21 protein-coding genes are annotated in these 25585 nt (G+C 67.5%); 9 read left to right on the top strand and 12 right to left on the bottom strand.

The window, feature by feature from the left end; translation table 11 throughout:
* Nucleotides 1-86 precede the first annotated feature (86 nt).
* On the bottom strand, nt 87-1436 hold the full coding sequence (locus N8888_RS08000; RefSeq protein WP_430542975.1) for an undecaprenyl-phosphate glucose phosphotransferase: 1350 nt from the start codon (nt 1434-1436) through the stop codon (nt 87-89).
* A gap of 591 nt (nt 1437-2027) precedes the next feature.
* Here N8888_RS08000 and amaB point away from each other — a divergent pair.
* The 7 genes from amaB to N8888_RS07965 all read left to right on the top strand — a co-directional run bounded on the left by amaB (nt 2028) and on the right by N8888_RS07965 (nt 8551).
* Entirely contained in the window at nt 2028-3560 is a 1533-nt protein-coding gene (amaB, locus tag N8888_RS07995; RefSeq protein WP_065175566.1) for an L-piperidine-6-carboxylate dehydrogenase, read from the top strand.
* Nucleotides 3560-4363 carry an SDR family NAD(P)-dependent oxidoreductase gene (locus tag N8888_RS07990; protein WP_263178008.1) on the top strand — a complete coding sequence of 268 codons (804 nt, stop codon included), beginning with the start codon at nt 3560-3562 and terminating at the stop codon, nt 4361-4363. The genes amaB and N8888_RS07990 overlap by 1 nt, the downstream gene beginning before the upstream one ends.
* 76 nt (nt 4364-4439) lie before the next feature.
* Nucleotides 4440-4724, top strand: a complete 285-nt coding sequence (locus tag N8888_RS07985; protein WP_053517549.1) for a DUF4190 domain-containing protein — start codon at nt 4440-4442, stop codon at nt 4722-4724.
* Nucleotides 4725-4729: 5 nt separating this feature from the next.
* Nucleotides 4730-5497 carry a class I SAM-dependent methyltransferase gene (locus N8888_RS07980; RefSeq protein ID WP_053517550.1) on the top strand — a complete coding sequence of 256 codons (768 nt, stop codon included), beginning with the start codon at nt 4730-4732 and terminating at the stop codon, nt 5495-5497.
* Between the two features lie 8 nt (nt 5498-5505).
* On the top strand, nt 5506-6561 hold the full coding sequence (locus N8888_RS07975; protein ID WP_263178005.1) for a quinone-dependent dihydroorotate dehydrogenase: 1056 nt from the start codon (nt 5506-5508) through the stop codon (nt 6559-6561).
* An 8-nt stretch (nt 6562-6569) separates the two neighbouring features.
* Entirely contained in the window at nt 6570-7631 is a 1062-nt protein-coding gene (murB, locus tag N8888_RS07970) for a UDP-N-acetylmuramate dehydrogenase (RefSeq protein ID WP_263178003.1), read from the top strand.
* 32 nt (nt 7632-7663) lie between these two features.
* Nucleotides 7664-8551, top strand: a complete 888-nt coding sequence (locus N8888_RS07965) for a DMT family transporter (protein ID WP_065175629.1) — start codon at nt 7664-7666, stop codon at nt 8549-8551.
* A gap of 7 nt (nt 8552-8558) precedes the next feature.
* On the opposite strand, the gene N8888_RS07960 is transcribed toward N8888_RS07965, so the two are convergent.
* Together N8888_RS07960 and N8888_RS07955 are read right to left on the bottom strand one after the other, a co-directional pair.
* Nucleotides 8559-9587 (bottom strand): aminoglycoside phosphotransferase family protein, encoded by a 1029-nt coding sequence (locus tag N8888_RS07960; RefSeq protein ID WP_053517554.1) that lies wholly within the window; start codon nt 9585-9587, stop codon nt 8559-8561.
* A gap of 124 nt (nt 9588-9711) precedes the next feature.
* Entirely contained in the window at nt 9712-10323 is a 612-nt protein-coding gene (locus tag N8888_RS07955; protein ID WP_263178001.1) for a TetR/AcrR family transcriptional regulator, read from the bottom strand.
* A gap of 103 nt (nt 10324-10426) precedes the next feature.
* Between N8888_RS07955 and N8888_RS07950 the strand changes: the two genes are divergently transcribed.
* Both N8888_RS07950 and N8888_RS07945 read left to right on the top strand, forming a co-directional pair.
* Nucleotides 10427-11506 carry an MBL fold metallo-hydrolase gene (locus tag N8888_RS07950; protein WP_065181371.1) on the top strand — a complete coding sequence of 360 codons (1080 nt, stop codon included), beginning with the start codon at nt 10427-10429 and terminating at the stop codon, nt 11504-11506.
* Between the two features lie 198 nt (nt 11507-11704).
* Nucleotides 11705-14821 (top strand): galactose-binding domain-containing protein, encoded by a 3117-nt coding sequence (locus N8888_RS07945; protein WP_263177999.1) that lies wholly within the window; start codon nt 11705-11707, stop codon nt 14819-14821.
* 59 nt (nt 14822-14880) lie between these two features.
* On the opposite strand, the gene N8888_RS07940 is transcribed toward N8888_RS07945, so the two are convergent.
* From N8888_RS07940 to N8888_RS07895, 9 genes are all read right to left on the bottom strand, one after another.
* Nucleotides 14881-15855: an ABC transporter substrate-binding protein gene (locus N8888_RS07940; RefSeq protein ID WP_111186672.1), complete on the bottom strand. Its 975-nt coding sequence runs from the start codon at nt 15853-15855 to the stop codon at nt 14881-14883.
* Between the two features lie 16 nt (nt 15856-15871).
* Entirely contained in the window at nt 15872-17602 is a 1731-nt protein-coding gene (locus N8888_RS18765; RefSeq protein ID WP_111186671.1) for an ABC transporter permease subunit, read from the bottom strand.
* The gene (locus N8888_RS07925; RefSeq protein WP_065181368.1) at nt 17599-18159 is read right to left on the bottom strand and encodes a GNAT family N-acetyltransferase; all 561 of its coding nucleotides are present in this window, start codon (nt 18157-18159) and stop codon (nt 17599-17601) included. Before N8888_RS07925 ends, N8888_RS18765 begins: the two co-directional genes overlap by 4 nt.
* Complete coding sequence (locus tag N8888_RS07920) at nt 18156-19370, bottom strand: M20 aminoacylase family protein (RefSeq protein WP_263177996.1); 1215 nt, start codon at nt 19368-19370, stop codon at nt 18156-18158. The genes N8888_RS07925 and N8888_RS07920 overlap by 4 nt, the downstream gene beginning before the upstream one ends.
* 4 nt (nt 19371-19374) lie before the next feature.
* Nucleotides 19375-20718 carry an LLM class flavin-dependent oxidoreductase gene (locus tag N8888_RS07915; RefSeq protein ID WP_263177994.1) on the bottom strand — a complete coding sequence of 448 codons (1344 nt, stop codon included), beginning with the start codon at nt 20716-20718 and terminating at the stop codon, nt 19375-19377.
* 18 nt (nt 20719-20736) lie between these two features.
* Complete coding sequence (locus N8888_RS07910; RefSeq protein ID WP_053517564.1) at nt 20737-21732, bottom strand: LLM class flavin-dependent oxidoreductase; 996 nt, start codon at nt 21730-21732, stop codon at nt 20737-20739.
* A gap of 14 nt (nt 21733-21746) precedes the next feature.
* Nucleotides 21747-22109: a DUF3088 family protein gene (locus tag N8888_RS07905; RefSeq protein ID WP_053517565.1), complete on the bottom strand. Its 363-nt coding sequence runs from the start codon at nt 22107-22109 to the stop codon at nt 21747-21749.
* A gap of 159 nt (nt 22110-22268) precedes the next feature.
* Nucleotides 22269-22850, bottom strand: coding sequence for an FMN reductase (gene msuE / locus N8888_RS07900; RefSeq protein ID WP_053517566.1), 582 nt, complete (start codon nt 22848-22850; stop codon nt 22269-22271).
* Nucleotides 22851-22902: 52 nt separating this feature from the next.
* A complete protein-coding gene (locus tag N8888_RS07895; RefSeq protein WP_263177991.1) occupies nt 22903-25479 on the bottom strand; it encodes a TonB-dependent receptor plug domain-containing protein in 2577 nt (858 codons plus the stop codon).
* Nucleotides 25480-25585: the final 106 nt, after the last annotated feature.

Here is a 25585-nt window from a genome sequence, read left to right as displayed (position 1 = left end):
TTACAGGATACCTTACACGGCGATGACGAGGGATGAAAACGTCAGGAAATTCATCACATTACGGAATGTGTCTACAGGAGAAGGCGTCAATAAGCCGACTTCTGCCCGAGAACCTTCAGCGCCGTCAACGCAATGATCCGCACATCCAGGGTCGGACTCCAGCGACGGATGTAGTCGATGTCGTACTGCACGCGCTTCTTCATCGACCGCAGTTCCGGCGTCTCGCCCCGCAGCCCGTGCACCTGCGCCCAGCCGGTGATGCCCGGCTTGACGTAATGGCGGTGCATGTAGCGTTCGATCACCCGTTCATAGTGATTGTTGTGCTGGATCGCATGCGGACGGGGGCCCACCACCGACATGCTGCCGCCCAGCACGTTGAAGAACTGGGGCAGCTCATCCAGGCTGCTGCGCCGCAGGAAGGCACCGAACCGGGTCACCCGCGGGTCGCCCCGGGTCGCCTGCGTGATCTGCCCCGTCCCTTCCTCATGCACGCGCATGGAGCGGAACTTCAGCATCCAGAACTCCTTCCCGCCCAGGCCGTGGCGGCGCTGGCGGAACAGGACCGGCCCAGGTGAACTGAGCTTCACGCCGATCGCCAGCACCACGAACAGCGGCGCCAGCAGGACGACCGCCACGCCGGCCACGAGGATGTCCTCGATGCGCTTGAACAGGCGGAAATTGTGGTCCACCAGGCCCTGGCGCACGCCGATCATCGGCACATCGCCCACCTGGTGCACGCCCGGGTTCAGTGCTCCCAGGCCCGTGGTATCGGGAATCAGGCGGATCGGCACCGGGAACCGCTCGATCTGCTTGAGCATGTCACGGATGGGCGCGGTATCTCCCAGCGGCAGGGACACCCAGACCTGGTCGAACTCCCCCCGGTGCGCATCCAGGTAGCGCGGCACATCATCCAGTGCGCCCAGGCGCTGCGGGGCATCGCCGCCACGCCGGGTGGCGATGTCGCCCTTGCTGGTGAAGTAGCCGATCACTTCCTTGCCCATCTCGGGCTTGCCGCGCAGCAGGCGATGCAGCCTGAGCGCCGGGGCCCGGAGCCCGACCAGCAGGATCCGCTCATGATCCAGTCCACGCGAGCGCAACCGGTGCAGCTGGACACGCAGGAGTACGCGCAGGCCGACCATCGAGGCCAGGCCGCCGATGTACCAGCCCACCAGCCAGCGCGACGGAACGGCATCGGCCAGCCCCACCAGCACGGCATACAGGGAGAAGAGGGCGAAGCTTCCGGACCAGGCCAGCAGCAGCAGCCAGAGGTCGGCCAGCAGGCCACGCAGGCGCCAGTTGCGGTAGACCGGTGCGATGGAGAAGCAGACGATGGCGCTGAGAATCACCGCACCGAAGACGATGCGTTGGGACTGGTTGGGCGCCGCCGTCCCATAGCACACGACGTGAGCCAATGCAGCCATGCCGGGCAGGAGCAACAGGTCTCCGAGGCGAAGCCCCAGTTCCAGGGCCGCCCGGGCTTCGACCCGGCGGCGGCCGGCATCGGCACGCTCTGCGGGGAGGTCATCTACCGATCCATGTAGCACTGCACTTCTCCAAGCTGTGTTCCGATCCAGCACTACAATGTGATGGCTGTCGCATACCAGGCCTCCCCAAGCCGGTGCGAACAGACGGAATTGCGTCAATAAGTCGAACGTGATTGTGAATGATGTGAAAGGCAATTGGTAGGAAGCGGCAGCCCGTCGGGCGCCCATTCACCCGCCCGACCCACCCTAAGTCATTAGAACTATTCCTATTTTTTAATATTTCAAAATGCGTCAAAATGATTCGTACTACGTCCAGCAGCGTCCAGAAATTGACGTTTGTTGCACGGAATCATCCCATCACGCTCCGAAGGATCAACCCGATTGGCGCCGCCGGGACGTCCCGTCCCAGCACGTCCGCCAGGCCTGGCACCCTGCACTGCACCAAGGCCGCTCATCGCCCTCTGCTACCATCGGCGGTTCTGTTCATCGCCCCCCACCCGCCCGCGATGACGCCAAACAACGTAACGAAACACAGGAGTCTGCATGTCTTCCGAGCTGCTCAAGTCCCTTGGCCTGGACGCGATCAACGCTGGCACGTACCTGGGCAACGGGGAGTGGTCGAGCGCTGCCAGCGGTGAGCTGATCACCCCGGTCAACCCGACCACGGGCGAGCCGATCGCACAGGTGCGTGCGACCACCGAGACTGAATACGAAACGGTGATCGCCCGCGCCCAGGAAGCGTTCAAGCAGTGGCGCACCACCCCTGCCCCGCGCCGTGGCGAAGCCGTGCGCCTGTGCGGCGAGGCGCTGCGCAGGCACAAGGACGCGCTGGGCTCGCTGGTTGCCCTGGAGATGGGCAAGAGCAAGCCGGAAGGCGATGGCGAGGTGCAGGAGATGATCGACATCGCCGACTTCGCCGTCGGCCAGAGCCGCATGCTGTATGGCTACACGATGCACTCGGAGCGCCCCGGCCACCGCATGTACGAGCAGTACCACCCGCTGGGCCTGGTCGGCATCATTTCGGCCTTCAACTTCCCGGTCGCGGTGTGGAGCTGGAATGCATTCCTGGCGGCGATCTGCGGCGACGTGTGCATCTGGAAGCCGTCCAACAAGACGCCGCTGACCGCCATCGCCTCGATGAAGATCTGCAACGACGCGCTGCGCGAAGCCGGCTTCCCGGACATCTTCTACCTGGTCAACGATGCCGGCACCGCACTGTCGGAAAAGCTGGTTGATGATCGTCGCGTGCCGCTGATCAGCTTCACCGGCTCCACCCAGGTCGGCCGCACCGTCAATGAAAAGGTGGCGCGCCGCCTGGGCCGCTGCCTGCTGGAACTGGGTGGCAACAATGCCATCATCCTCGACGAGACCGCCGACCTGAAGCTGGCTGTGCCGGGGATCGTGTTCGGCGCCGTCGGTACGGCCGGCCAGCGCTGCACCACCACCCGCCGCCTGATCGTGCACCGCTCGATCTACGCCGACGTGCTGGCCACGCTGGTCAAGGCGTACAAGCAGGTGGAAGGCAAGATCGGCGATCCGACCGATGCCGCCAACCTGATGGGTCCGCTGAACAGCGAGGGTGCCGTGCAGCAGTTCCTCGATGCAATTGCCCAGGCCAAGGCCGCCGGCGGCACCATCGAGACCGGTGGCACCCGCATCGACCGCGCCGGCAACTTCGTGCTGCCGGCCATTGTCAGCGGCCTGAAGAACAGCGATGCCGTGGTCCAGCACGAGACCTTCGCGCCGATCCTGTACGTGATGCCCTACGACAGCATCGACGAAGCCATCGACATGCAGAACGGGGTGCCGCAGGGCCTGTCCTCGTCGATCTTCACCCAGAATCTGAAGACCGCCGAACGCTTCCTGTCGGCCGCGGGCTCGGATTGCGGCATCGCCAACATCAACATCGGTACCTCCGGTGCGGAGATCGGTGGCGCGTTCGGTGGCGAGAAGGACACCGGTGGTGGCCGCGAGTCGGGCTCGGACGCATGGAAGGTCTACATGCGCCGGCAGACCAACACCATCAACTACTCCGATTCGCTGCCGCTGGCCCAGGGCATCAAGTTCGACCTGTGATGCATCCCGGCACGGACGGCGCCGAGGGTGGGGCCCCCGCGGGGGCTCCAATCCTCGACTTCAGCGGCCGCCGGGTGCTGGTTGCCGGTGGCAGCAAGGGCATCGGCCGTGAGATGGCCCTGGCCTTCGCTGCGGCCGGCGCCCATGTCTCGGTCTGCGCACGAGGACAGGCGGGGCTCGACGCCCTGCTGGCCGACGCAGCGGCCCAGGGGGCATCACTGCACGCCTTTGCCGCCGACCTGGCCGACCCCGGCCAGATCGACGCCTGGCTGCATGCGGCCGCAGCGTCCCTGGGCGGCATCGACGTGCTGGTCAACAATGCCACGGGATACGGCATGACCGACGATGAAGACGGCTGGGCCGCCAGCCTGCAGGTCGACCTGATGGCCGCGGTGCGGGCCTCGCGGCTCGCCCTGCCCTGGCTGCGCGAATCGAGCGACGCCTGCATCCTCAATCTCTCCTCGATCGCCGCGCAGCAACCCCGGCCGGGGGGCGCTCCCTATGCGGCTGCCAAGGCCGCTCTTTCGCACTACACCACGTCGCAGGCGCTGGCACTGGCGCCGGACCGGATCCGGGTCAACGCCATCGCCCCGGGCTCCATCGAGTTTGCCGACGGTCTGTGGGACCGGCGCAAAACCAGCGACCCGGCGCTGTATCACGGCACCCTGGCAAGAATTCCGTTCGGCCGCTTCGGCCAACCACGCGAGATTGCCGATGCCGCGCTGTTCCTGTGCTCGCCGCTGGCGCGCTGGATCACCGGTCACGTGCTGAACGTCGATGGTGGCCAGGTACTGATGGGCTGAACCGCTCGGGCCGGGCACTGCCCATGGGATTGCCCGGACGGAGGCACTATCATGTGCGTACTGCAAGGAGGACCCGATGAGCGTGGCACCCCGACAGACAAGCGCCCTGGCCGTGGTCAGCCTGGTCATGGGCATTGCCGCCTGGACTGTCCTGCCCTTCGTGGCCAGCATCGTCGCCATCGTCACCGGCCACATGGCCCGCGCCGAGATCCGCCGCCGCCCGCATGAACTCGAAGGCGATGGCCTGGCGGTCACCGGGCTGGTGCTGGGCTGGGTGATGGTGGCAGCCGCCCTGGCGGCAGTCCTGGCCTTCATCCTCTTCTTCGGTGGCCTGGCTTGGCTCGCCGCACTGTCGAACTGAACGCCATGACCTCCTCCGACAGCACCGAACGCTTCAGCAGCCGCGTCGCCGATTATGTCCGTTACCGGCCTGACTACCCGCCGGCGTTGATGGAATGGCTGCATGGACCGATGGGCGTCGACCACGATGCACGGGTGGCCGACATCGGCGCCGGTACCGGCATTTCCAGCCGTCTGTTCCTCGACACCGGCCATCCTGTGGTCGCGGTCGAACCCAACGCCGCCATGCGCGCCGCCGCCGAAGGCTGGCTGGCTGCATATCCGTTGTTCCAGGCCGTCGATGGGCGTGCCGAGGCCACCGGCCTGGCAGAGCACAGCGTCGATCTGGTCAGTGCCGCGCAGGCCTTCCACTGGTTCGACACCGACGCCGTCCGTGTCGAATGGCAGCGCATCCTGCGCCCCGGCGGACTGGCGCTGATCTACTGGAACTCACGCCTGCTCGATGCCAGCCCGTTCCTGGTCGGCTATGAGCAGCTGCTGCTCGATTACGGCACGGACTATTCCGCCGTGGCCGAACGCTACCAGGATGACGCCACGATGCAGGCATGGTTTGGCGCCGGGTTGCGCGGCCAGGTGGAACTGCCGAACGTGCAGCACCTGGATCTGGACGCCCTGCGCGGCCGCCTGCTGTCGTCCTCCTATGCGCCACAGCCCGGGCATCCGCGCCATGCACCGATGCTGGCGGCACTGCAGGATCTGTTCGCGGCCCACGCGGTCAACGGCCAGGTCGCCTTTGAATATCGAACCCGAGCCTTCCTCGGCACGCTGGACTGAACCGACGCATGTATTCGCTTGCCCGCCCCTTCCTGTTCTCGCTCGACGCCGAGCGCGCCCACGGCCTCGGCCTGTCCGCATTGGACGTGGCCTACCGCACCGGCACCACGCCGCTGCTGGCCGCACGCATCGCGCCGCTGCCGAGCACCGTGTTCGGGCTGACATTCCCCAATCCGGTCGGCCTGGCGGCCGGCCTGGACAAGAATGGCGAGCACATCGATGCGCTGTTCGCGCTGGGTTTCGGCTTCGTCGAGATCGGCACGATCACGCCGCGGCCACAGGCGGGCAACCCGACGCCGCGGCTGTTCCGGCTGCCGGAGCACAACGCCATCATCAACCGCATGGGCTTCAACAACGCCGGCGTGGATGCACTGGTGCGCAACGTCGAGCGTGCACGCAACCGTCGCGGCCTGCTCGGCATCAACATCGGCAAGAACAAGGACACCCCCAACGAGCAGGCCGTCGACGACTATGTGGCCTGCCTCGACAAGGTGTACCCGCTGGCTGACTACATCACCGTCAACATCTCCTCGCCCAACACCGCCGGCCTGCGCGAGCTGCAGGAGGAGACCGCACTGCGCCAGCTGGTCAGCCAGCTGCGTGACCGCCAGGAAGACCTGGCCGCGCGGCATGGCCGGCGCGTACCGATGCTGGTGAAGGTGGCGCCTGACCTCAGCGAGCGCGACATCGACGCTGCTGCGCGCGTGCTCGGCGAGCTGCAGGTGGACGGCGTGATCGCGACCAACACCACGATCGACCACAGCAAGGTGGCCGGCGATCCCCTGGCGAACGAAGCCGGCGGTCTGTCCGGTGCCCCGGTCCTGGAACAGTCCACCCTGGTCCTGCGGCGGCTGCGCTCGCGCCTGCCCGAGTCGGTGCCGCTGGTCGGTGTCGGCGGCATCCTGTCCGGCGCCGACGCAGTGGCCAAGATGGCGGCGGGCGCCTCGCTGGTGCAGTGCTACAGCGGCCTGATCTTCCGCGGGCCGGCGCTGGTATCGGAATGCGTGGAGGCGATCCGCCGCCGCCGCGAAGCGCCCAGCCGTGGCGCGGTGGCGCCGCTGTGAGCACCCCCATGGATGGACTCGACACCGCCGCACCGCTGCGCTGGACACTGACCCGGAACGCGCCGCTGCAGGCGCTGAACACCTTCCACGTGCGTGCCAATGCCGCGCAGCTGCTGGAGCTGCATGACGCATCGCTGTTGCCGGACGTGCTGGCGCTGCCGGAGGTTTCCGGCGGACCGCTGCTGGTGCTGGGCAGCGGCAGCAATGTGCTGATCGCCGACGATGTGCCTGGCACCGTGCTGGTGTTCGGCAACCGCGACATCAGTTTCCTGGAGCATCGCGCCGATCATGCGGTGATCCGCGCCGGTGCCGGCGTGCCCTGGCACGGCCTGGTGATGTGGTCGCTGCAGGAAGGCCTGTCCGGGCTGGAGAACCTGGCCCTGATTCCAGGCACGGCCGGTGCAGCGCCGATCCAGAACATCGGCGCCTATGGCGCACAGGTCGGCGAGTTCATCCAGGCAGTGGAAGCCTGGGACTGCCACGAGCAGGCCTGGGTGCGGCTGGACAACGAACAGTGTGGCTTCGCCTACCGCGACAGCGTGTTCAAGCAGCAGGCAGACCGCTACCTGATCACCGCCATCGAGCTGAAGCTGCCCTTGCTGCACGACCTGCGCATGGACTATGCCGGCATCCGCGAAGAACTGCAGGCGCAGGGCGTGGAGCTGCCCAGTGCCGTGGACGTGGCCAACGCAGTCATCGCGATCCGCCGCCGCAAGCTGCCCGATCCGGAGGTGCTGGGCAATGCCGGCAGTTTCTTCAAGAATCCGGTCCTGCCCCTGGAGCAGGTCGACGTGCTGCTGCAGCATTTCCCGGACCTGCCGGTGTTCCCGGCCGATCGTGAGGACCGGCGCAAGGTCTCCGCAGCGTGGATGATCGAGGCCTGCGGCTGGAAGGGCTTCCGTGAGGGCGATGCAGGCGTTGCTGCCAGCCATGCGCTGGTCCTGGTCAACCATGGCAACGCCACCGGGGCCGAGCTGCTTGCGCTGGCGCGGCGCATTTCCGCGTCGGTGCTGGAGAAATTCGGCGTACCGATCGAACCGGAGCCCCGCCTGCTCGGCGCACAGTGGTGAACACCCCCGCCCTTTCCACCGGCGCCACCCCGATGCGGGCGGCGCTGCTGATGCTCGGCAGCACCCTGGCGTTCGGCATGATGGCGGTGGCGATCCGTTACGCCACCCGTTACGTACCGACCCAGGAGGTCGCCTTCTTCCGCAACGCGTTCGGCCTGCTGGCACTGCTGCCGATGCTGCTGCGGCCGGGCCATGCGCCGCTGAAGACCCAGCAGCTGCCACGCTACTTCGTGCGTAGTGCGATCGGCCTGGGTTCGATGCTGTGCGCGTTCTGGGCGTTGGGCCATCTGCCACTGGCGCAGGCGGTATCGCTCTCGTACTCCACACCGTTGTTCGTCACCATCGCCGCCGTGCTGTGGTTGGGCGAAACCGTGCGTGTGCGCCGCTGGGCCGCAGTGGTGGTCGGTTTCATCGGTGTGCTGGTGATCGTGCGGCCGGGCACCACCGGCTTCACCGCTGGCAGCCTGGTCGCCGTCGCCGCTGCGGTGCTGAGTTCACTGGTGGCCATCCAGATCAAGCAGCTCACCCGCGTGGACAGCGCCGATACCGTAGTGCTCTATACCTACGTCTTCTGGGTGCCGCTTTCGCTGGTTCCGGCAGTGTTTGTCTGGGTCTGGCCCAGTGGCGTGGCCTGGCTGTGGCTGCTGGTCACCGGCGTGATGGGCACGGTCGGCCAGCTGCTGTGGACGCGCGCGCTGCGCCTGGGAGAAGTGTCGGCGCTGACGCCGATCAGCTTCCTGCAGCTGCCGCTGGTGACCCTGTGCGGGTGGCTGCTGTTCAACGAGACCGTGGACCGCTGGACCATCGTCGGTGCGGGCATCATTCTGGCCGCCAACGCTTACATCGCCCACCGCGAGGCCGTGCTGTCGCGGCGGGCGGCGACGGCGGCGGCGTCAGCGGCGGCCAAGCCCGCCGAATGATCCACCGTCAACGCTGCAGCGGCGACGCATCCAGCGCGCGATACGCGCGTTCGGCTGCGTCGAACACATTGCCCGGCGCGAACTGTTCGCCCAGGTAGTGCAGCGACTGACGGCGCAGCTGCGGCGAGCGCTCCAGCGCGTCGCCCCCCAGCAGCACCTGTTCGAACTCGATCAGGTCCTGCAGGATCCGCCAATGCCGGTACCAGGCGATCCAGCGTGGGTCCCCCAGGTCCGGGCCATACCCTTCCACGAAACCGAGCGGACGTTCGCGCCCCCAGCGTCCACCCACCGCCGCGCCGGGGAACATCAGATCCCGCTCGCGCGGCGCCAGGGACAGGCCATCCCAATCAATCAGGTGCAGGTTGCCCTCGTTACCCATCAGCAGGTTTCCCGCATGCAGGTCGGTATGGCACAACCGCAGCGGCGGCCGTTCGTCGCGCAGTTCATCGTGCAGTTCCGACGCGCGGCGGTGGACCTCGGCAATGCGTTCGCGGCGCAGCTCCCAGACGGCCAGGAACGCGCTGCCCAACCGATCCTGCGCGACCGGCAAGGCATCGCCCGGCTGCAGCCAGCGCCCAACGGTGGTCAACGCATCCGCTTCAAGGCGCAGGGTCGGCAGCGCGCGTTGCAGCGATTCGGGCACCTCAGCGTCATGCAGCCGGCGCAGCACGTTGCCCAGGCGCAGCCACTGCGCATGGCTGAGCGGCGCCTCGAAACCGGACTGGCCCTCGATGTAGGGAAACAGCGTGAACTGCAGGCCCCAGCGCTGGACCGACGCGCCGCCGGTCAACGCCGGCCAGGGCGCCACGATCTCCTCGATGCCCAGGGTGCCCCGCAGCCAATGCAGCGTGTCCCAGACCGCCGGTTGCACCTGGTAGGTGCGGCATTTCAACCACCACTGACCGCGTCGCGCGTCGATGCGGTAAACGCTGGCATTGGCGTCTGCGCCAACCGGGCGAGGCACCACGGCGGCGGTGGTGATGCCATAGGACTGTTGCAGGACTTCGCCGATATGGCGCGCCGAAGCGGATGACATGGAAGCAATCGTGCATTGATACCCGACGTCACTATCGCAGATGGCGCATCGACGGCACAGACATGTCCGTCACAGCACTGTGCTTGCGAGCCGGGCGAGCCATGCCGACGCGGTTGCCACGGCGTCAGCGCGCGTAGTGGCCCAGGAACATGGCGACCGCCGATGTCGCCACCCGCGCGCGCTCGTCGGCCCCCAGCGGCGCCTGCCCCATCGTTACCTGCGGCCAGAAGGCGAAACTCTTCACCAGTCCATGCAGCTGATGGGCGGCGAATTCGGGATCGACCGCACGCAGCCGGCCATCGGCGATCGCTGCACGGATCCAGGCGCTTTCCCCACTCTCCTTCTCGCCCATGCGACAGACGATTGCCTGCGCACGTTCGGGTGAATGGATGATCTCCGCCATGGCAACGCGGGCCAGGTCGATGAAATTGGCATCACCCAGCAGTTCCAGCTTCTGCTCCAGCAACGCGAGCAGCTGCGGCTCCAGTGGCTGCTCCGCACGGTAGGGCAGCTCGACGCCGGCTATGCTGCGTTCCCAGAGTTCCTCCAGAATCAGCGAGAACAATTCTTCCTTGCTGGGGAAGTGGTTGTAGACCGTGCGTTTGGATACACCGGCCGCTGCCGCGATCCGGTCCATGCTGGTGGCTTCATAGCCGGCCGTGCGGAATTCCTCCACCGCCGCGCGCACGATGGCCTCGCGTTTGCGGTCGGTCAGGCGCTGCGGCGGACGGGACATGGCGACACCAGATAACTGAACGGACACCCCCATTTTACACCGATGAGTATACTTTTCCGCAGCAGGAAACTACACTGTGCAGTGTACCCTGCGGACGTCACCCATGAAGCGCCTGCTCCTTGTCCTCCTGCTTGGAATCCTCGCCGTGACCGCCTACACCTTCTGCAAGTCCTGGTCCCTCCCCGACTTCCCCGACTCCCCGCAATACCGCGAGGGCAAGTTCCACAACGTACTGCCGCGGCCGGCGATGGGCCTGCGCAACGGGCTGGAGATCTGGTGGACCTTCCTGTTCAACAAGCCGAAGGGGACCGTACCCGCGGGCGCCATACCGGTGCAGGCGCTGGATCGTGCCGCGCTGGAAGCCGCGCCGGATCGCAGCCTGTTCCGGCTGGGGCACTCGACGATCCTGCTGAAGCTGCGCGGCCAGTACTGGTTGACCGACCCGGTCTTCTCCGAACGGGCGTCACCGGTGCAGTGGATGGGCCCTGCGCGCTTCCACGCCCCGCCGATCAGCATCGAACAGCTGCCGCCGATCGCCGGCGTGATCCTCTCGCACAACCATTACGACCACCTGGATCACGCTGCGGTGATGCAGCTGGCGGGCAAGACCACGCGCTTCATCGCGCCGCTGGGTGTGGGTGATCAGTTGATCGCCTGGGGCGTGGACGCGGACAAGGTCGAACAGCTGGACTGGTGGCAATCGACCGAAGCCGATGGCCTGCGCCTGACCGCCACACCCGGCCAGCACTTCTCCGGCCGCGGCCTGGGCGACAGCGACCGCAGCCTGTGGGCCTCGTGGGTCATCCAGGACGGCGACTTCCGCATCTTCTTCAGTGGTGACACCGGCTACTTCGATGGCTTCAAGGCCATCGGCGAGAAGTACGGCCCGTTCGATCTGACCATGATCGAAACCGGCGCATACGATCCGCGCTGGGCATTCGTGCACATGCAGCCGGAGCAGACGCTGCAGGCCCACCTGGACCTGCGCGGCAAGTGGCTGCTGCCGATCCACAACGGCACCTTTGACCTGGCCCTGCATGACTGGCAACAGCCCTTCGAGCGCATCACCGCGCTGGCAGCCGCGCACGATGTGCCGATCGCCACGCCGATGATGGGCGAGGCGCTGGACATGCAGGCGCCGCAGGCAGGCACGCGCTGGTGGGAACAGGTGGCGCTGCGCTGAGCTTGCCTGGGCGCTGCTGTCACGGGGCGCCGGTTCGTGCAGGCAGTGACCTTACGGACGATGGCTGTCGCGACGCCGTGCAGGGCGTCGCGCCACGCGTCCGCACTCTTCCCCTATTGCAGCGCGTCATGTAAACGATTACACCCCCTGCTAGCGTAGCGCCTGCCCGATCCTGGCCGAACCTCCAAGGCTGTCGACATGACGCTGCGTGCTGATCGCTTCCGCCCCTCCTGGGCCTGCCTGCGCTACGTCGCGCGCGCTCTGCTGCCGCTGGCCGTGATGGCCTCCGCCGCGCAGGCGCAGACACTGCCATCGCGCAGCCAGTGGCAGGCCAGCAGCTCATCACAGCAGGTCCCGGCGATGGCCATCGGCCATCTGATCGACAACGACCCGAAGACGGTCACCGGCGGCGCCTTCAGCCCCGGACACTGGTTCCAGATCGATCTGGGCGCGCCTGCCCTGCTCGGGGGCGCGCGCCTGACCTGGGATGTCTCCAATCCCGAGGGCTACACGCTGCAGACCTCGATGGACGGCCGGCAGTGGCAGACCGCCTACACCATGGCCGACTCGCTGGGCGATGTGGAGACGCTGTACTTCGAACCGCGCCAGGCGCGCTATCTGAGGCTGGCCAGTCCCCAGCGCACGTCGGACTGGGGGGTCTCCATCTTCGAGATGGAACCCTTGGACGCCACGCTCAGTGCACGCGTGCACGGACTCGACAGCGCACAGGCAGCCGCGTTGTGGCAAGGCGGTAGCGGCGTCGCCCTCCCTACCGATGGCAAGGGCAGCCATGTGCTTGAAATCACCCTGCCGCGCGCTCAGCCGGGCACCGGCCTGGCGGTGGAGTGGGCGGGCCAGCGTGGCGCCGCACGCCTGCAGGCCCAGGATGCGCAGGGGCGCTGGCAACCGCTGGCGCAGGACACGCAGGCCGCCAGCCATGCCCAGAGTTGGTTGGCCAGCGATACGGTGCACGATGTGCGTGCCCTGCGGCTCATCGTCGACGGGCCCTCGCCACAGGTCACGCGCCTGCGCCTGCTCGGCCCAAAGGCCGTGATGACGCCGATGAAGCAGTACCAGATCGCCGCCAGCGGCGCGCAGCGTGGCTTGTTCCCGGCGTCGTTGCAGATGCAGCAGACGTACTGGACGGCCGTGGGCGTGCATGCCGGACGGCAGAAGTCGATCTTCGACGAATACGGCAACATCGAGGCATTCAAGGGCGCACCGCTGGTGCAGCCGATCTGGCGCAATGCCGATGGGCGTGCCGCCGGTGCCGCGGAACAGACCGTGCAGCATGCCCTGCGCGACGGCTGGAAGCCGATGCCCTCGGCCGCCTGGTCGCCGCAGCCCGGTCTGGAACTGCGCAGCGAAGCGTTCGCGATCGAGCGCGACGGCCAGCCCGTCACCTTCCTCCGGCATCGACTGCGCAATACCGGTACCACGCCGGTCGAGGGCACGCTGAGCCTGGTGGTGCGGCCGATGCAGATGAACCCGCCGTGGCAGAACGGTGGCCTGTCGCCGATCCGCGACGTGGCCATCGACGGCCAGAGCGTGCGCGTCAATGGTCGTACCCTGCTGCACTCGCTGTCGGCGGTCAGCGCCTCCGGCGCGGCACCGTTCGGCCCGAACGGCGAAACCGAGATCACCTCCGCCATCGCTTCGGGCCGGTTGCCCGGCGCACGCCAGGCTACCGATGCGCGTGGGCTGGCGGCGGCGGCGCTGGACTACCGGATCACACTCGCACCCGGCGCCAGCCAATCCGTGGTCGTCGCCTTCCCGCTGGGTACGGCGGCGGCCGACGCCAAGGGTGTACTTCCGGAGCCACCGGCACTGGACCTCGCGCGCCTGCCAGGCGATGCCGATGCCGGCTTCGAGACGCTGGCCGCCGAAGCCTCCGCGGACTGGCAGGCACGATTGGGCCAGGTCGGCCTGCGCCTGCCCGATCCGTCGCTGGTCGACATGCTGCGTGCCCAGGCCGCGTACATGCTGATCAACCAGACCGGCCCGGCCATGCAACCCGGCCCACGCAACTACAACCGCTCCTTCATCCGCGACGGCATGGCCACCTCGGCGGTGCTGCTGCGGATGGGCGAAGCCAAGGTCGCGCGCGACTACCTGGCGTGGTACAGCGAACACGGGGTACATGCCAACGGCCTGGTGTCGCCGATCCTCAATGACGATGGCAGCGTCAACACCGGCTTCGGATCGGACATCGAGTACGACAGCCAGGGGCAGTACGTCGCGTTGGTGGCCGATGTCGCGCGCCTCGACGGTGGCCCCGAGTCCGTGCGTGCGTACCTGCCGAAAGTGAAGGCCGCGCTGCGCTTCCTGCAGGAACTGCGTGAGCGCACGCTGGTACCCGGTTACAAGGCCGATCAACCGGCGCCGGAACGCTTTGCCGGCATCCTGGCACCGTCGATCAGCCACGAGGGCTATCCCTCTCCCACCCACAGCTACTGGGACGACTACTGGGGCCTGAAGGGCTGGCATGACGGCGCATGGCTGGCTGAATCACTCGGCGACCACGCCACCGCCACCTGGGCACGCGGGCAGTACAAGGCGCTGTATGACGCACTGCACGCTTCGATCCGCGCGACGATGGCGTGGAAGGGCATCGATTTCATTCCCTCCTCCGCCGATCTTGGCGATGGCGACCCGACCGGCGTCTCCATCGCGCTGGATCCCACCGGTGCGCAGAGCGTGCTGCCGGCTGATGCGCTGCGCACCACCTTTGCCCGCTATCTTGACGACGTCCGCAAGCGCAACCAGCCCGGTGCGCTGTATGCGTACACCCCTTATGAAATCCGCAACGTCCTGAGCTATGTGCATCTGGGCCAGCCCGCAGCGGCCGACGAACTGCTGCAGGGCCTGCTGCGCGACCGTCGCCCGCTGCAATGGCAGGTGCTGGCCGAAGTCGTGCACTCACGGCTGCGTTTTCCGCGCTACCTGGGCGACATGCCGCACACCTGGATCGGTGCTGAATACGGCCGCACCCTGTTCGGGATGCTGATGCGCGAGGACGACGATGCCCTGTCACTGCTGCCGGGTACGCCGCCCTCCTGGCTGGCCGGCGATGGCCTTGCGGTGGAGCGCCTGCCGACGGCGTACGGCACGCTGCGGATGCAGGCACAGCAACGCGACGGTACGCTGACCGTGACGCTCGGCGAAGGGCTGCGCAGCGCCACGGCCGTCAAGGTCTGGTGGCCCGCGCGCACGGCACCGAAGCAGGTGCGCGTGGACGGCCATAGCGTTTCCGACTTCGATGCCGAGGGTGTGCGGTTGGCGAAGCCGTTCAGGACGCTGGAGGCGCGTTGGTAGAGCAGCCGAGCATGGCTCGGCTCTACAGAAGCAGCCTTGGTGCCGGGGCATGCACGGCGTCAGAGATCCGGCAAGCCCGGCGGGTTGGTCTGCGACTGCGGCACGGCTTCCTCGGTCACGTTCCAGCGCGCCAGTGCCTGTGCGTAGGTGCCGCTGCCGATCTGGGTATTGAGCGCCTGGGTCACCGCATCGGCCAGGCCGCTGCCCTTGCGCGTGGTGACCGAGATCGCAGCAGCGTTCGGCCAACCGCCCGGAAACAGGCCAACGCGCCGCACCTTGCCATCGCGCGCGGAGTACGCGCCGGTGGCGTTGGGTTCGAACGACACATCGGCCCGGCCGGTGATCACGGCCAGGCGGCCGACCACCGAATCATCGAAGTACTGGTATTGCACCGGCTCCAGCCCGGCCGCGATGTTCTGTGCATCCCACTGCCGCAGGATCTGGTCCTGGTTGGTGCTGGCACCGACCACCACCTTCAGGCCAGCGACATCGGCCGGCTTCTCGATCTTCTGGATGGGCCCGTCGGTGCGCGTATAGATGCCGAGCAGGTCATAACGGTAGCTGGAGAAGTCGAACTTCTTCTTGCGCTCTTCGGTCACGGTTACGTTGGACAGCACTGCGTCGTACTTGCCCGACTCCAGTCCCAGCGGCCAGTCGGCCCAGGCGACCGGCACCACCACCAGCTTCAGGCCCAGCGCATCGGCCACCAGCCGTGCGATGTCCGGCTCGATGCCGATCACTTCCTTGCTGTCGGCGCCATAGTCGGCCAGCGGCAACTGACCGGGATGCGTCGCGACGGTCAACGTGCCCGGCGTCACGAAGCGGAAGTCCGCCGGAACCAGCGCCTGCGCTTTCGGATCCACGGTCCCCCGCAGCGCTGGCGCGCCGGCACCGGCCAGGCTGCTGGTCGCTGCGGGCACGGCCTCCGGGGCATGCCGTGCCCGTGAATAGACGATGCCGGCAATGCCGATGACAAGCACAGCGATGACCAGCAGGGTGCTGCGCGAGGGACGACGGGACGTTGCAGGACTCATGGGGGTCACATCCGGATCAGAGGGTCTTGGCGAGAAAATCGGCGGTGCGCTGCTGGCGCGGGTGTTCGAATACGGCCTCGGGCGTGCCCTGCTCGATCACCCGGCCCTGGTCCATCATCACCACGTGGTCGGCAACGCGGCGGGCGAAGCCGAGTTCGTGGGTGACGATCACCAGCGTGGTGCCGGAACGGGCGAGCTCTTCGATCACGCTGAGCACTTCGGCCACCAGTTCCGGGTCCAGCGCCGACGTCGGCTCATCGAACAGCAGCACCTTCGGCTGCAGGGCCAGTGCACGGGCGATGGCGATGCGCTGCTGCTGGCCACCTGACAGCTGGCGCGGGAACGCATCGGCCCTGTCCGCCAGACCGACGCGCTCCAGCAGCACGCGCGCCTGCTGTTCGGCCTGCGTACGCGGCACACCGCGCACCGCCATCGGCGCCTCGATGATGTTCTCCAGCGCGGTCAGGTGAGGGAACAGGTTGAAGCCCTGGAACACCATGCCCACCTCGGCACGACGGCGGCGGATCTCGCGCTCCGGCAGCTCGTACAGGGTGTCGCCGTCACGGCGATAGCCGATCAGCTGGCCACCGACGCTGACGAAGCCGTTGTCGGCGCGCTCCAGGTGGTTGATCAGCCGCAGCAGGGTCGACTTGCCGGCACCGGACGGGCCGATCAGCACCGTTACGCTGCCGCCGCGCAGTTCCAGGGTGATGTCCTCCAGTACCGGCTGCCCGTCGAACGCCTTGCCGACACCGTGCAGCGATATCGGCGCTCCCTGTCCGGCCTCGGCCGCGCTCGCGATGCGCGGCCGCACCGCAGCCGGCGATGCCGCACGCGGCGCGGGCGAGGATACCCGCGACACGCTGCGCTCACGCTGCAGCTGGCCACGCGCGAAGCGCTGCTCCACGCGCCGCTGCAGCAGCGACAGCACGGTCAGGATCACCAGGTACCAGACCGTGGCCACCATCAGCAGTGGCACCACCTCCAGGTTGCGGCGGTAGATCACCTGCACGGTGTAGAACAGCTCCGGCAACGCCAGCACGTAGACCACCGACGTGCTCTTGGCCAGGCCGATCACATCGTTGAAGGCGGCCGGCAGGATCGAGCGCATCGCCTGCGGCAGGATGATGCGCCGCACCTGGCGGCCGCGCGGCAGGCCCAGCGCGGCCGCTGCTTCATACTGGCCGTGATCGACCGAGAGGATGCCACCGCGGATCACCTCGGCCGAGAACGCCGCCTGGTTCAGTGTCAGGCCCAGCACCGCAGCCGTGAACACACCGATCAGCTGGGTGGTGGGATACGAGAACAGGCTGATGCCGGTGAACGGAATGCCCAGTTCGATCGTGCTGTACAGATAGCCCAGATTGTTCAGCAGCAGCAACAGCACCAGCAGTGGAATCGAACGGAACAACCAGACGTAGCCCCACGATACCGCCGACAGCAACGGCGAGCCGGATACCCGTGCCAGCGCCAGCAGCGTGCCCAGCGCGAAGCCCAGGCCGGTGCCGAGCGCGGTCAGCAACAGCGTGCGACCCAGCCCTTCCAGCACCGGGCGGGCGAAGAACCACTCGGCGAAGGTGCCCCAGCCCCAACGTGGATTGCCGAGTACCGACTGCAGTCCGATCAGGATCAACGCCAGCGCCAGGACCGTGCCGAACACCTGCAGCGGATGCCGCGCCGGCACGATCTTCAATGCCGGTGCCGGACGCGCGGCCAGACCCTCGATCGCGGTGGACGGCGTACTCATGCGTGGACTCCCTGCACGGCGGCAGTGCTTGATGCCGGCGGACGCGCCGGTGCCCGCAGCTGCTTCTCGAACGGCAGATGGGCGATCGATTCCGGGTCGGCAGACAGATCGAACAGTGCGGTGTAGCCATGGCTCAGGTACAGGCCGACCGCCTCAGGCTGGCGGAAGCCGGTGGTCAGGTACACGCGGCGATAGCCCTGGCGTGCGGCCTGGTCTTCAAGCTCCTGCAGTACCCGCCGGGCGATGCCCTGGCGGCGCAGGCCAGGCAGTGTCCAGATGCGCTTGAACTCGGCCGTATCCGGGTCGCGGTGAGGCATGAACGCGCCGCCGGAAATGGCCACGCCCTCACGCAGCAGCAGCACGAACGCTCCCACCGGCGCAGCGAATGCCTGCGCTGGATAGCGTTGCAGCTCCTCGCGCGCACTGCCACCGATGCGTCGCCGCACATCGGCGTAACGACTGTCGTACTCCTGTTCGAGCCCATCGAACAGCGGCCGCGCCAGTGGATCGTCCACCGAGGTGTAGAGGAAGCGCTCCTCGAACGGTGCCGTACTCATGCTGCGTCCTCCACCAGATAGTGTTCGGCCAGCCGCGCCCAGAGGCTGGCGGCGGGAGCGATGACCGCATCGTTGAACACGTAGCGCGGGCTGTGCAGCGATGCACTGTCACCGTTGCCGACGAACACGAAGCTTCCGGGCCGGGCCTGCAGCAGGAAGGCGAAGTCCTCGCTGGCGGTGCGCGGCGCGAAGGCATCCAGCACCTGCCCTGCGCCGAATCCCTGCAGCGCCACCTCACGGATATAGGCGGTCTGCTGCGGATGGTTGATCACGCTCGGGAAGCCACGCGGGAACTCGATCTCGGCGCGCGCCCCGAACGCGGCGGCGGTCTGCTCGGCAAGCTCGGTCACGCGACGGCGCAGCGTGTCGCGAACGTCGGGCAGATAGGCGCGTACGGTCAGCGTCAGCTCCACCACGTCGGGAATCACGTTGGCCGCCTGCCCACCGTGGATCGAACCGACCGTCACCACGCCCATCTGCCGCGGGTCCACATTGCGCGACACCACACTCTGCAGTGCAGTGACGATGTGCGCGGCGGCGAGGATCGGATCCACGCTTCCCTGTGGCTCCGCACCATGCCCGCCCTTGCCGATCACCCTCAACCGTGCCCAGTCGACCGATGCCATCGCCGGTCCGTCGACGAAGCCGAAGTGCCCCACCGGCACACCCGGCCAGTTGTGCAGTCCGTAGATCGCATCCACCGGAAAGCGCTCGAACAGACCGTCGGCGAGCATCCTTGACGCACCGGAGCCGGTTTCTTCCGCCGGCTGGAACACCAGTTGCAGGGTGCCATCGATGCGCCCGTGCCGGGCCAGGTAATGCGCCGCCGACAGCAGGATCGCAGTGTGGCCATCATGACCGCAGGCGTGCATCCGTCCTTCGTTCTGGCTGGCATAGGGCAGCCCGGACGCCTCCTGGATCGGCAGCGCATCGATGTCGGCGCGAAGCCCGAGCCTTCGGCTGCCCTGACCCCGCTGCAGCGTTCCGACCACACCGGTTCCACCGACGCCCGTGGTCACCGTATAGCCCCACTGCTGCAGGAGTTCGGCTACGCGTGCGCTGGTGCGATGCTCCTCGAAGGCGAGCTCCGGGTGTCGATGCAGGTCGTGGCGGATGGCGATGGCCTCATCGGCGCGTGCGGCTATTTCAGGCAGCACGCCCGTCGGCCCGGTGGACGCCACAGTCAACGATGCCCGGCGCAGTACGTTCATCGCCTCACCCCACCCTCCGCGCCGGTTCGGCGGCCGTCGAATGACGGCTGGCCTTGTACGGCAGGCCCAGGTGGTCGCGCAGCGTCTTCCCTTCCAGCTCGCGCTGGTGATACCCGCGCGCCTGCAGGATCGGCAGTACCAGGGCCACGAAATCGTCCAGCCCCTCGCGCTGCGCCGCAAACCCGAGAATGAAGCCATCGCTGGCGCCCGCCTCGAACCAGCGGATCAACTCGTCGGCCACGTGCTCGGGTGTACCGATGAAGTTGGGCCGCGGGCTCACCGCCTGCAACGCGACCTGGCGCAGGCTCAAGCCCTGCTCGCGGGCATCCTGCTTGATCCGATCGGTGGTGGAGCGGAACGAATTGCTGCCGATCTCGCCCAGCTCGGGGAACGGCGCGTCGGGATCGTACTGGGTGAAATCGTGATGGTCGAAGAAGCGCCCGAGGTAGGCCAGCGCATCGTCCAGGCCCGCGAGTGCGGCAATCGCCTGGTACTTGGCTTCGGCCTCCTCGGCGGTGTGGCCGACAATCGGCCCGATGCCCGGAAAGATCTTAACGTCATTGCCGCTGCGCCCGTGGGCGATGGCCGAGTTCTTCACCTTCTGGGTGAAGGCACGGGTTTCTTCCAGCGAGGGCGAGTGGGTGAATACCGCATCGGCATACTTGCCGGCCAGCGCGATGCCGTCGTCGGACGAGCCCGCCTGGAAGATCACCGGCTGCCCCTGCGCGGAGCGCTGGATGTTCAGTGGGCCTTCGACCTGGAAGAAGCGGCCCTTGTGGTCGAGGCGGCGGAACTTGTCGGTGGCGAAGAAGGTGCCCTGTTCGCGGTCGCGGATGAAGGCATCGTCGTCCCATGAATCCCACAGGCCCTGCACCACCTCCAGGTATTCGTCGGCGATCTGGTAGCGCAGCGCATGTTCCGGATGCGGGCGGCCGTAATTGCGGCCCGATCCTTCCAGCGGCGAGGTCACCACGTTCCAGCCGGCGCGCCCACCGCTGATCAGGTCCAGCGAGGCGAACTGCCGGGCCACGGTGAACGGATCGCTGTACGAGGTGGACAGCGTGCCGGCCAGGCCGATCTTCTTCGTCGCCGTGGCCAGCGCGGACAACAGCGAGATCGGCTCGAAGCGGTTGAGGAAGTGCGGGATCGATTTCTCGTTGATGTACAGCCCATCGGCAACGAAGCCGAACGCGATGCCGTTGTCTTCGGCCGTGCGCGCGATGTCGATGTAGAAGTCCAGGTTCACGCTGGCATCGGCCGGGTTGGACGGATGCTTCCACGCATGCATGTGGCTGCCCGGTCCCTGCAGCATGATGCCGAACGGGATGGGGCGCGGTGTCTTGCTCATGGGTATCGCTCCTGCAGGTCAGGCCACCGCCGCGCGTGGCGCGGGCGACAGCAGTTCAAGGGATGCCAGGCGTGCGTCGAGGTCGGCCACCGGCGCATCGAGGATGAATTCGCCCACGCCGAAGCGGCGGTGCAGTGCGTCCAGTTCCCCGCGCACCTGCTGCGCGTCGCCCGACAGCACGCTGGGCCGCGTCTCTTCGATACGGAAGTCGGTCACGCCCACCTGGCGGGCATACTCGGCCGCGGCGTCCGGGCTGGGCAGGTTCACCGTCTGCCCCGGGCCGAGGTGCAGCTTGTAGACACGCAATGCGCCGACATGGCGCGCCGCCGCCTCGCTGGTGGGCGCCGCGAAAGCGACGGTGGCCAGCAACGGCGGCTGCGTGGATACGGCGCGATAGGCCTCGAACGCCGCTTCGATGTGCTTCGGGTCGCCGTCGAAATGGGCGGCATAGACGAAGCGCCAGCCCAGCTCCGCCGCCTGCCGTGCGCTCTGCGGGCTGGCGCCCAGCAGGAAACGCTCGGCCGCCACCTGCGGCACCGGCCGCGCCTGCGCATTGGCATGCGCATGATCTTCGGCCAGCGAGCCGGACAGGAATCCTTCCAGATCGCGCAGCTGCTGATCGAAATCGGCGAAGGCCGGCCGCCCCGCGGCCAGCGCTGCGGTGGACGCCGGCAGGCCACCGGGTGCCTTGCCCACCCCCAGGTCGACGCGTCCGGGCGCCAGCGCCGCCAGCAGGTTGAAGTTCTCGGCCACCTTGTACGGCGCATAGTGGCGCAGCATCACGCCACCGCTGCCGATGCGGATGCGCCGGGTCTGTGCCAGCACCCATGCCGCCAGCACCTCCGGCGCCGGACTGGCCAGGGTCGGTGCGGCGTGATGCTCGGCAAACCAGTAGCGGTGGTAGCCCAGCTGTTCGGCACGCTGGGCCAGCTGCAGGCTGTTGCGCAGCGCCTGCTCGGCGCCTGCGCCTTCGGCCACCGGGCTCTTGTCCAGCACGCTGATGAGGTAGCTCATGTCCGCGTCCTCGCTCAGGGGTGGGCCACAGGAATGCCAAGCAGGCCATTGAGTGCGGCCAGGATCGGCTCGGCACCGGTCACGTACTGCCGGTCCTGGTAGGCACCGTTGGCGTGTTCGCTGCGCACGCCCTGCGGCAGCACCAGCTTCGGCAGCGACTGGTCCTGCTCGCCCACCGCCGCGATCACCTCGCGGCGTGGCCGCGCGAAGCCGATGCGGCGCACGTCCAGCTGTGCATCCAGGCCGTCGATGCTGGACAGCGCGCCTTCCAGCAGCAGGCTGTGCCGGCAGAAGAAGCGCTGGCCCGGCAACTGGCCGTCGACGAACTCGCGATCAAGCAGGAACAGAATGGGTTTGGGGGAGGCAGCTGCAGCCACGGGTTCGTCCTCGTCTGGGCCGGCAATGAAGTGCCGTTTCGCTATCGATGCTAGAGAAGCTGTGCGCCGCGCCCGTACCTGCTGGCGACAATCGCCGGTCGGATCCGGCCACGCAGATGCAGGTTGGCAATAAGCAGACTGCTGGCCGTTATGGGCAGCTCAGGCGATGCGGCGCAGGGGCGCCGGCCCGCTGGCGGCATGCGGCAGCAGATGCCCGGCAGCGCGCTCGGCAGCCAACTGGATGCGCGCCTGCAACGCCGCGCTGTTGATCTGCTCGCCATCGAAATCGGCTGGTGTGGCGTACACGCCGATGGGCAACGTATGCGCCTGCAGGAAGCTGAACAAAGGTCGCAGCTGATGGTCGATCACCAGCGCATGCCGCTCGCTGCCCCCGGTGGCCGCCAGCAGCACAGGGGTGTCCACCAGCGCCTCGAGGTCGATGAAGTCCACCAGGTGCTTGAACAACCCCGGGTACGAGCCACGATGGACCGGTGCGGCCACCACCAGTAGCTCGGCGTCCTCGAGGGTGGCCAGCGCCTGCTCCACCGCGGGCTCGGCCTCGCTGCGCGACAGCGTCTGCCCCAGCGCGCGCGCTATCGGCGCCAGCTCCACCAGTGTCACGCTGGCATGCAGGCGCTGCTGCAGCGCCTCCAGCAGGTGCCGTACCAGCAACAGCGTGCGCGAATTCACCGATGCCGTTGGCGAACCGATCAACGCAACAATCTTCAACCCAGATGACATGCCACTCTCCTCGGTAACGCCGGACGCTGGCCGGCGACGCCATGCCTGAACCTCAGAACCGGTAATTGACCCGCCCGTACCAGAACGCGCCGATCCTGCTGAGCACGTCACCGCTGTCCCAGGTGGTCTCGATGCTGGCCACGTCGGTGGCGCTGCGCGCGTACTCCGGCACCTTGCGGGTGCGCTTGTCGAACACGTTGTTGATGCCCAGCGCCGCACTCCAGCCCGCGCCCAGCTCCACACCGCCGGACAGGTTGGTCACCAGCACCGGTGGCTGCCTGTACTCCACGCCGTTGTTGAGGCGCTTGATCGACCCGTAGTAGGTAACGTCCACATTCGAGCGCCAGCGTCCGTTCTGCCAGCCCAGTCCGGCCACCTGGGTGTAGCTGGGCGTACGGAAGCGCAACGCGTACTCGCCGGACTTCGTCAGCAGGTTGATGTTGGGCAGCCCCTGCAGCGCCGCAGGAATGGCGCTGACGCTGCGGATCGTGGTGCGTCCGACGTTGGCGGCATAGCTCCAGCGCAGCTTGCCCCACGATGTGTCCTGGTTCGCCTCCAGCGTCAGCTCCACGCCGCGCGTGCGGGTGTCGCCCACGTTGGTGAAGTAGCTGGCATAGAACGCGTCGCCCGGCAGGATGCTGATGCCGGCCGAACCCAGCAGCGCATCGATCGTGTTCTTCTGCGCGGAGGTCAATACGGTGCCGCTGTTGTCGGTGATGCGCGCCGGATCCTGCGCGTTGTAGCCGATCTGGCTGGACTGGCCGAGCTGGCCGCGGATGTCGATCTGGTAGGCATCCACGGCCAGGTGGAAGGCCGGGCTCGGGTCCCAGGTCACGCCGATGCTGTAGTTGGTGGCCTTCTCCGGTTTCAGCGGGGTGGCACCCAGTGCCACCGCAGCGGGCGAGGACACCTGCGCCACCAGCGTCGTACCGCACGGGCAGCTGCCCGTGGCCTGGTAGAACTGCGCGCCCAGGCTTGGCGCGTGGAAGCCGTTGCTGACCGTCGCACGCACGCCCAGTGCGTCGGTGATGTCGAAGCGGCTGGTCAAGCGTCCGGTCGAGACGCTGCCGAAGTCCGAATGGTCTTCCCAGCGCGCGGCCGCATCCAGGTACCAGCGCGAGGTGACGTTGGTCGCCGCCCCCACGTACACCGCCTTGCTGTTGCGCGTGGCCTTCACCGCGTCGGCGGTGGAGTAGCCGACAAACGCAGCGGCACCGAATCCGGTGTACGACTCCCACTGCCCTGCCCCGCGCTCGTAGCGCTCGTGCTGGTACTCGGCACCGGCACTCACTTCCAGGGGTGAGGCAAAGGCCGCCACCTCAAAGCCCCGGCGCAGGTCCAGGTTGGCAATGCCCTGCTGGTAATCCAGCTTGCCGTCATAGAAGTCGGTGGGCGAGCCCGGGTACGGCAGCGAGTAGTTCACCGAGTTGCGGGTATAGGTGCGCACCGTGCTGCGGTTGCCGGTCAGGCTGGCGTCGTAGTCCCAGCCGGCCAGCTGCCCCTTCACGCCGGCGGTGCCGGTGTACTGCTTCTCCTTGGTCTCCAGCACCGGCAGGAAGCCGTCGGGAAACACGCTCAGCACCCCCGGTGTCCGGTACGTGGTGAAGATCGTGGCCGGCAGGCGGAAGTTCTGGATCGCCTGCGCGGTGCGGTCACTGGCAGTGGCGTTGGCGTAGAACTGCGCGCTCTCACCCAGGCCATGGCCCACGTTCACCGCAAACGCCTTCAGCGCATACGACGGTGAGCTGAGGATGGTGTTGGCTTCGGCATCGCGCGTGGCCTCGGCAGGGTCCGGCGTCGCACCGGCCGGCAGGCGGTTGTTCGGCCGCAGCGCGATCCGGTTGCCATTGGCATCGATCGCCGGATAGCTCAGATAGCCATCGATGTAGCGTCGCGTCCGGATCGCGTGGTGCTGGCGCGTGGTCTCGCCCGAGAGGTTGACGAAGCCGTCCTCACCCCAGGGCAGGCCGACGTTGGCGCGCACGCTGGTACGGGTGCCATCGCCATCGATACTCTGCCCGCTCTCCACCGACACCTCGCCGCCCTGTGCCTGCGATTTCAGGATGACGTTGACCACACCGGTGATCGCGTCCGAGCCGTAGATGGCGGAGGCACCATCGCGCAGCACTTCCACGTGGTCGATGGCCGACACCGGAATCAGCGCCAGATCCGCCCAGGCGTGGCCAGGAAAGCCGCCGCCGTTGGCACCGCTCACATAGGCACTGGCGTTGCGGCGCTTGCCGTTGACCAGCACCAGCGTGTAGCCCGGTGAAAGATTGCGCAGCTGATAGCCGCGGATCAGGCTCTCCTGGTCGCTCTGGTAGCCACCGATCTGGCTCAGCGACGGCAGGCTGCGCTGCAGCGCTTCGAGCAGGTTGGCCTGCCCGGTCGCAGCAAGATCCTCGGCGGAGATCACGTCGATGGGCGTGGAGCTGTTCTTGACCGTGCGCGTGCTGGTGCGCGAGCCGGTCACCACCACTGCGTCCAGGGTGGATGCAGCAACGTTGGCGGCAGCCGCTGTGGTTGCCGGCTGCGCATCGGCGTCTGCCGCATGCACGGGGGCCGCTACCAGGGCGGCGGCGATCAACACAGCAAGAGGACTCAGGACAGGGGCGTAGGCGGCAGGCATGGGGGCTCGTGGGGTGGGCCGGAAACACGGTTCCATTCAAGGGCCTGTTCACTCGCCACGACAGGCGTGATCGCGTCACCCAGCCGTAACATCCGGCCACCCACAT

Origin of the sequence: Stenotrophomonas maltophilia (genome assembly GCF_025642255.1) — a bacterium.
Taxonomy (GTDB): Bacteria; Pseudomonadota; Gammaproteobacteria; order Xanthomonadales; family Xanthomonadaceae; genus Stenotrophomonas; species Stenotrophomonas maltophilia_P.
Note: the sequence above shows the minus strand (reverse complement) of the source record. Positions and strands in the feature narration are given on the sequence as shown.

What these genes read in the sequence shown, in the direction of transcription:
- msuE (WP_053517566.1), bottom strand. Translation starts at nt 22,850, where the DNA reads ATGTCATCTGGGTTGAAGATTGTTGCGTTGATCGGTTCGCCAACGGCA.
- N8888_RS07915 (WP_263177994.1), bottom strand. Translation starts at nt 20,718, where the DNA reads ATGAGCAAGACACCGCGCCCCATCCCGTTCGGCATCATGCTGCAGGGA.
- N8888_RS07990 (WP_263178008.1), top strand. Translation starts at nt 3,560, where the DNA reads ATGCATCCCGGCACGGACGGCGCCGAGGGTGGGGCCCCCGCGGGGGCT.
- N8888_RS07980 (WP_053517550.1), top strand. Translation starts at nt 4,730, where the DNA reads ATGACCTCCTCCGACAGCACCGAACGCTTCAGCAGCCGCGTCGCCGAT.
- N8888_RS07965 (WP_065175629.1), top strand. Translation starts at nt 7,664, where the DNA reads ATGCGGGCGGCGCTGCTGATGCTCGGCAGCACCCTGGCGTTCGGCATG.
- N8888_RS07940 (WP_111186672.1), bottom strand. Translation starts at nt 15,855, where the DNA reads ATGAGTCCTGCAACGTCCCGTCGTCCCTCGCGCAGCACCCTGCTGGTC.
- N8888_RS18765 (WP_111186671.1), bottom strand. Translation starts at nt 17,602, where the DNA reads ATGAGTACGCCGTCCACCGCGATCGAGGGTCTGGCCGCGCGTCCGGCA.
- N8888_RS07895 (WP_263177991.1), bottom strand. Translation starts at nt 25,479, where the DNA reads ATGCCTGCCGCCTACGCCCCTGTCCTGAGTCCTCTTGCTGTGTTGATC.
- N8888_RS07925 (WP_065181368.1), bottom strand. Translation starts at nt 18,159, where the DNA reads ATGAGTACGGCACCGTTCGAGGAGCGCTTCCTCTACACCTCGGTGGAC.
- N8888_RS07910 (WP_053517564.1), bottom strand. Translation starts at nt 21,732, where the DNA reads ATGAGCTACCTCATCAGCGTGCTGGACAAGAGCCCGGTGGCCGAAGGC.
- N8888_RS07950 (WP_065181371.1), top strand. Translation starts at nt 10,427, where the DNA reads ATGAAGCGCCTGCTCCTTGTCCTCCTGCTTGGAATCCTCGCCGTGACC.
- N8888_RS07955 (WP_263178001.1), bottom strand. Translation starts at nt 10,323, where the DNA reads ATGTCCCGTCCGCCGCAGCGCCTGACCGACCGCAAACGCGAGGCCATC.
- N8888_RS07985 (WP_053517549.1), top strand. Translation starts at nt 4,440, where the DNA reads ATGAGCGTGGCACCCCGACAGACAAGCGCCCTGGCCGTGGTCAGCCTG.
- N8888_RS07975 (WP_263178005.1), top strand. Translation starts at nt 5,506, where the DNA reads ATGTATTCGCTTGCCCGCCCCTTCCTGTTCTCGCTCGACGCCGAGCGC.
- murB (WP_263178003.1), top strand. Translation starts at nt 6,570, where the DNA reads ATGGATGGACTCGACACCGCCGCACCGCTGCGCTGGACACTGACCCGG.
- N8888_RS07960 (WP_053517554.1), bottom strand. Translation starts at nt 9,587, where the DNA reads ATGTCATCCGCTTCGGCGCGCCATATCGGCGAAGTCCTGCAACAGTCC.
- N8888_RS07920 (WP_263177996.1), bottom strand. Translation starts at nt 19,370, where the DNA reads ATGAACGTACTGCGCCGGGCATCGTTGACTGTGGCGTCCACCGGGCCG.
- amaB (WP_065175566.1), top strand. Translation starts at nt 2,028, where the DNA reads ATGTCTTCCGAGCTGCTCAAGTCCCTTGGCCTGGACGCGATCAACGCT.
- N8888_RS07945 (WP_263177999.1), top strand. Translation starts at nt 11,705, where the DNA reads ATGACGCTGCGTGCTGATCGCTTCCGCCCCTCCTGGGCCTGCCTGCGC.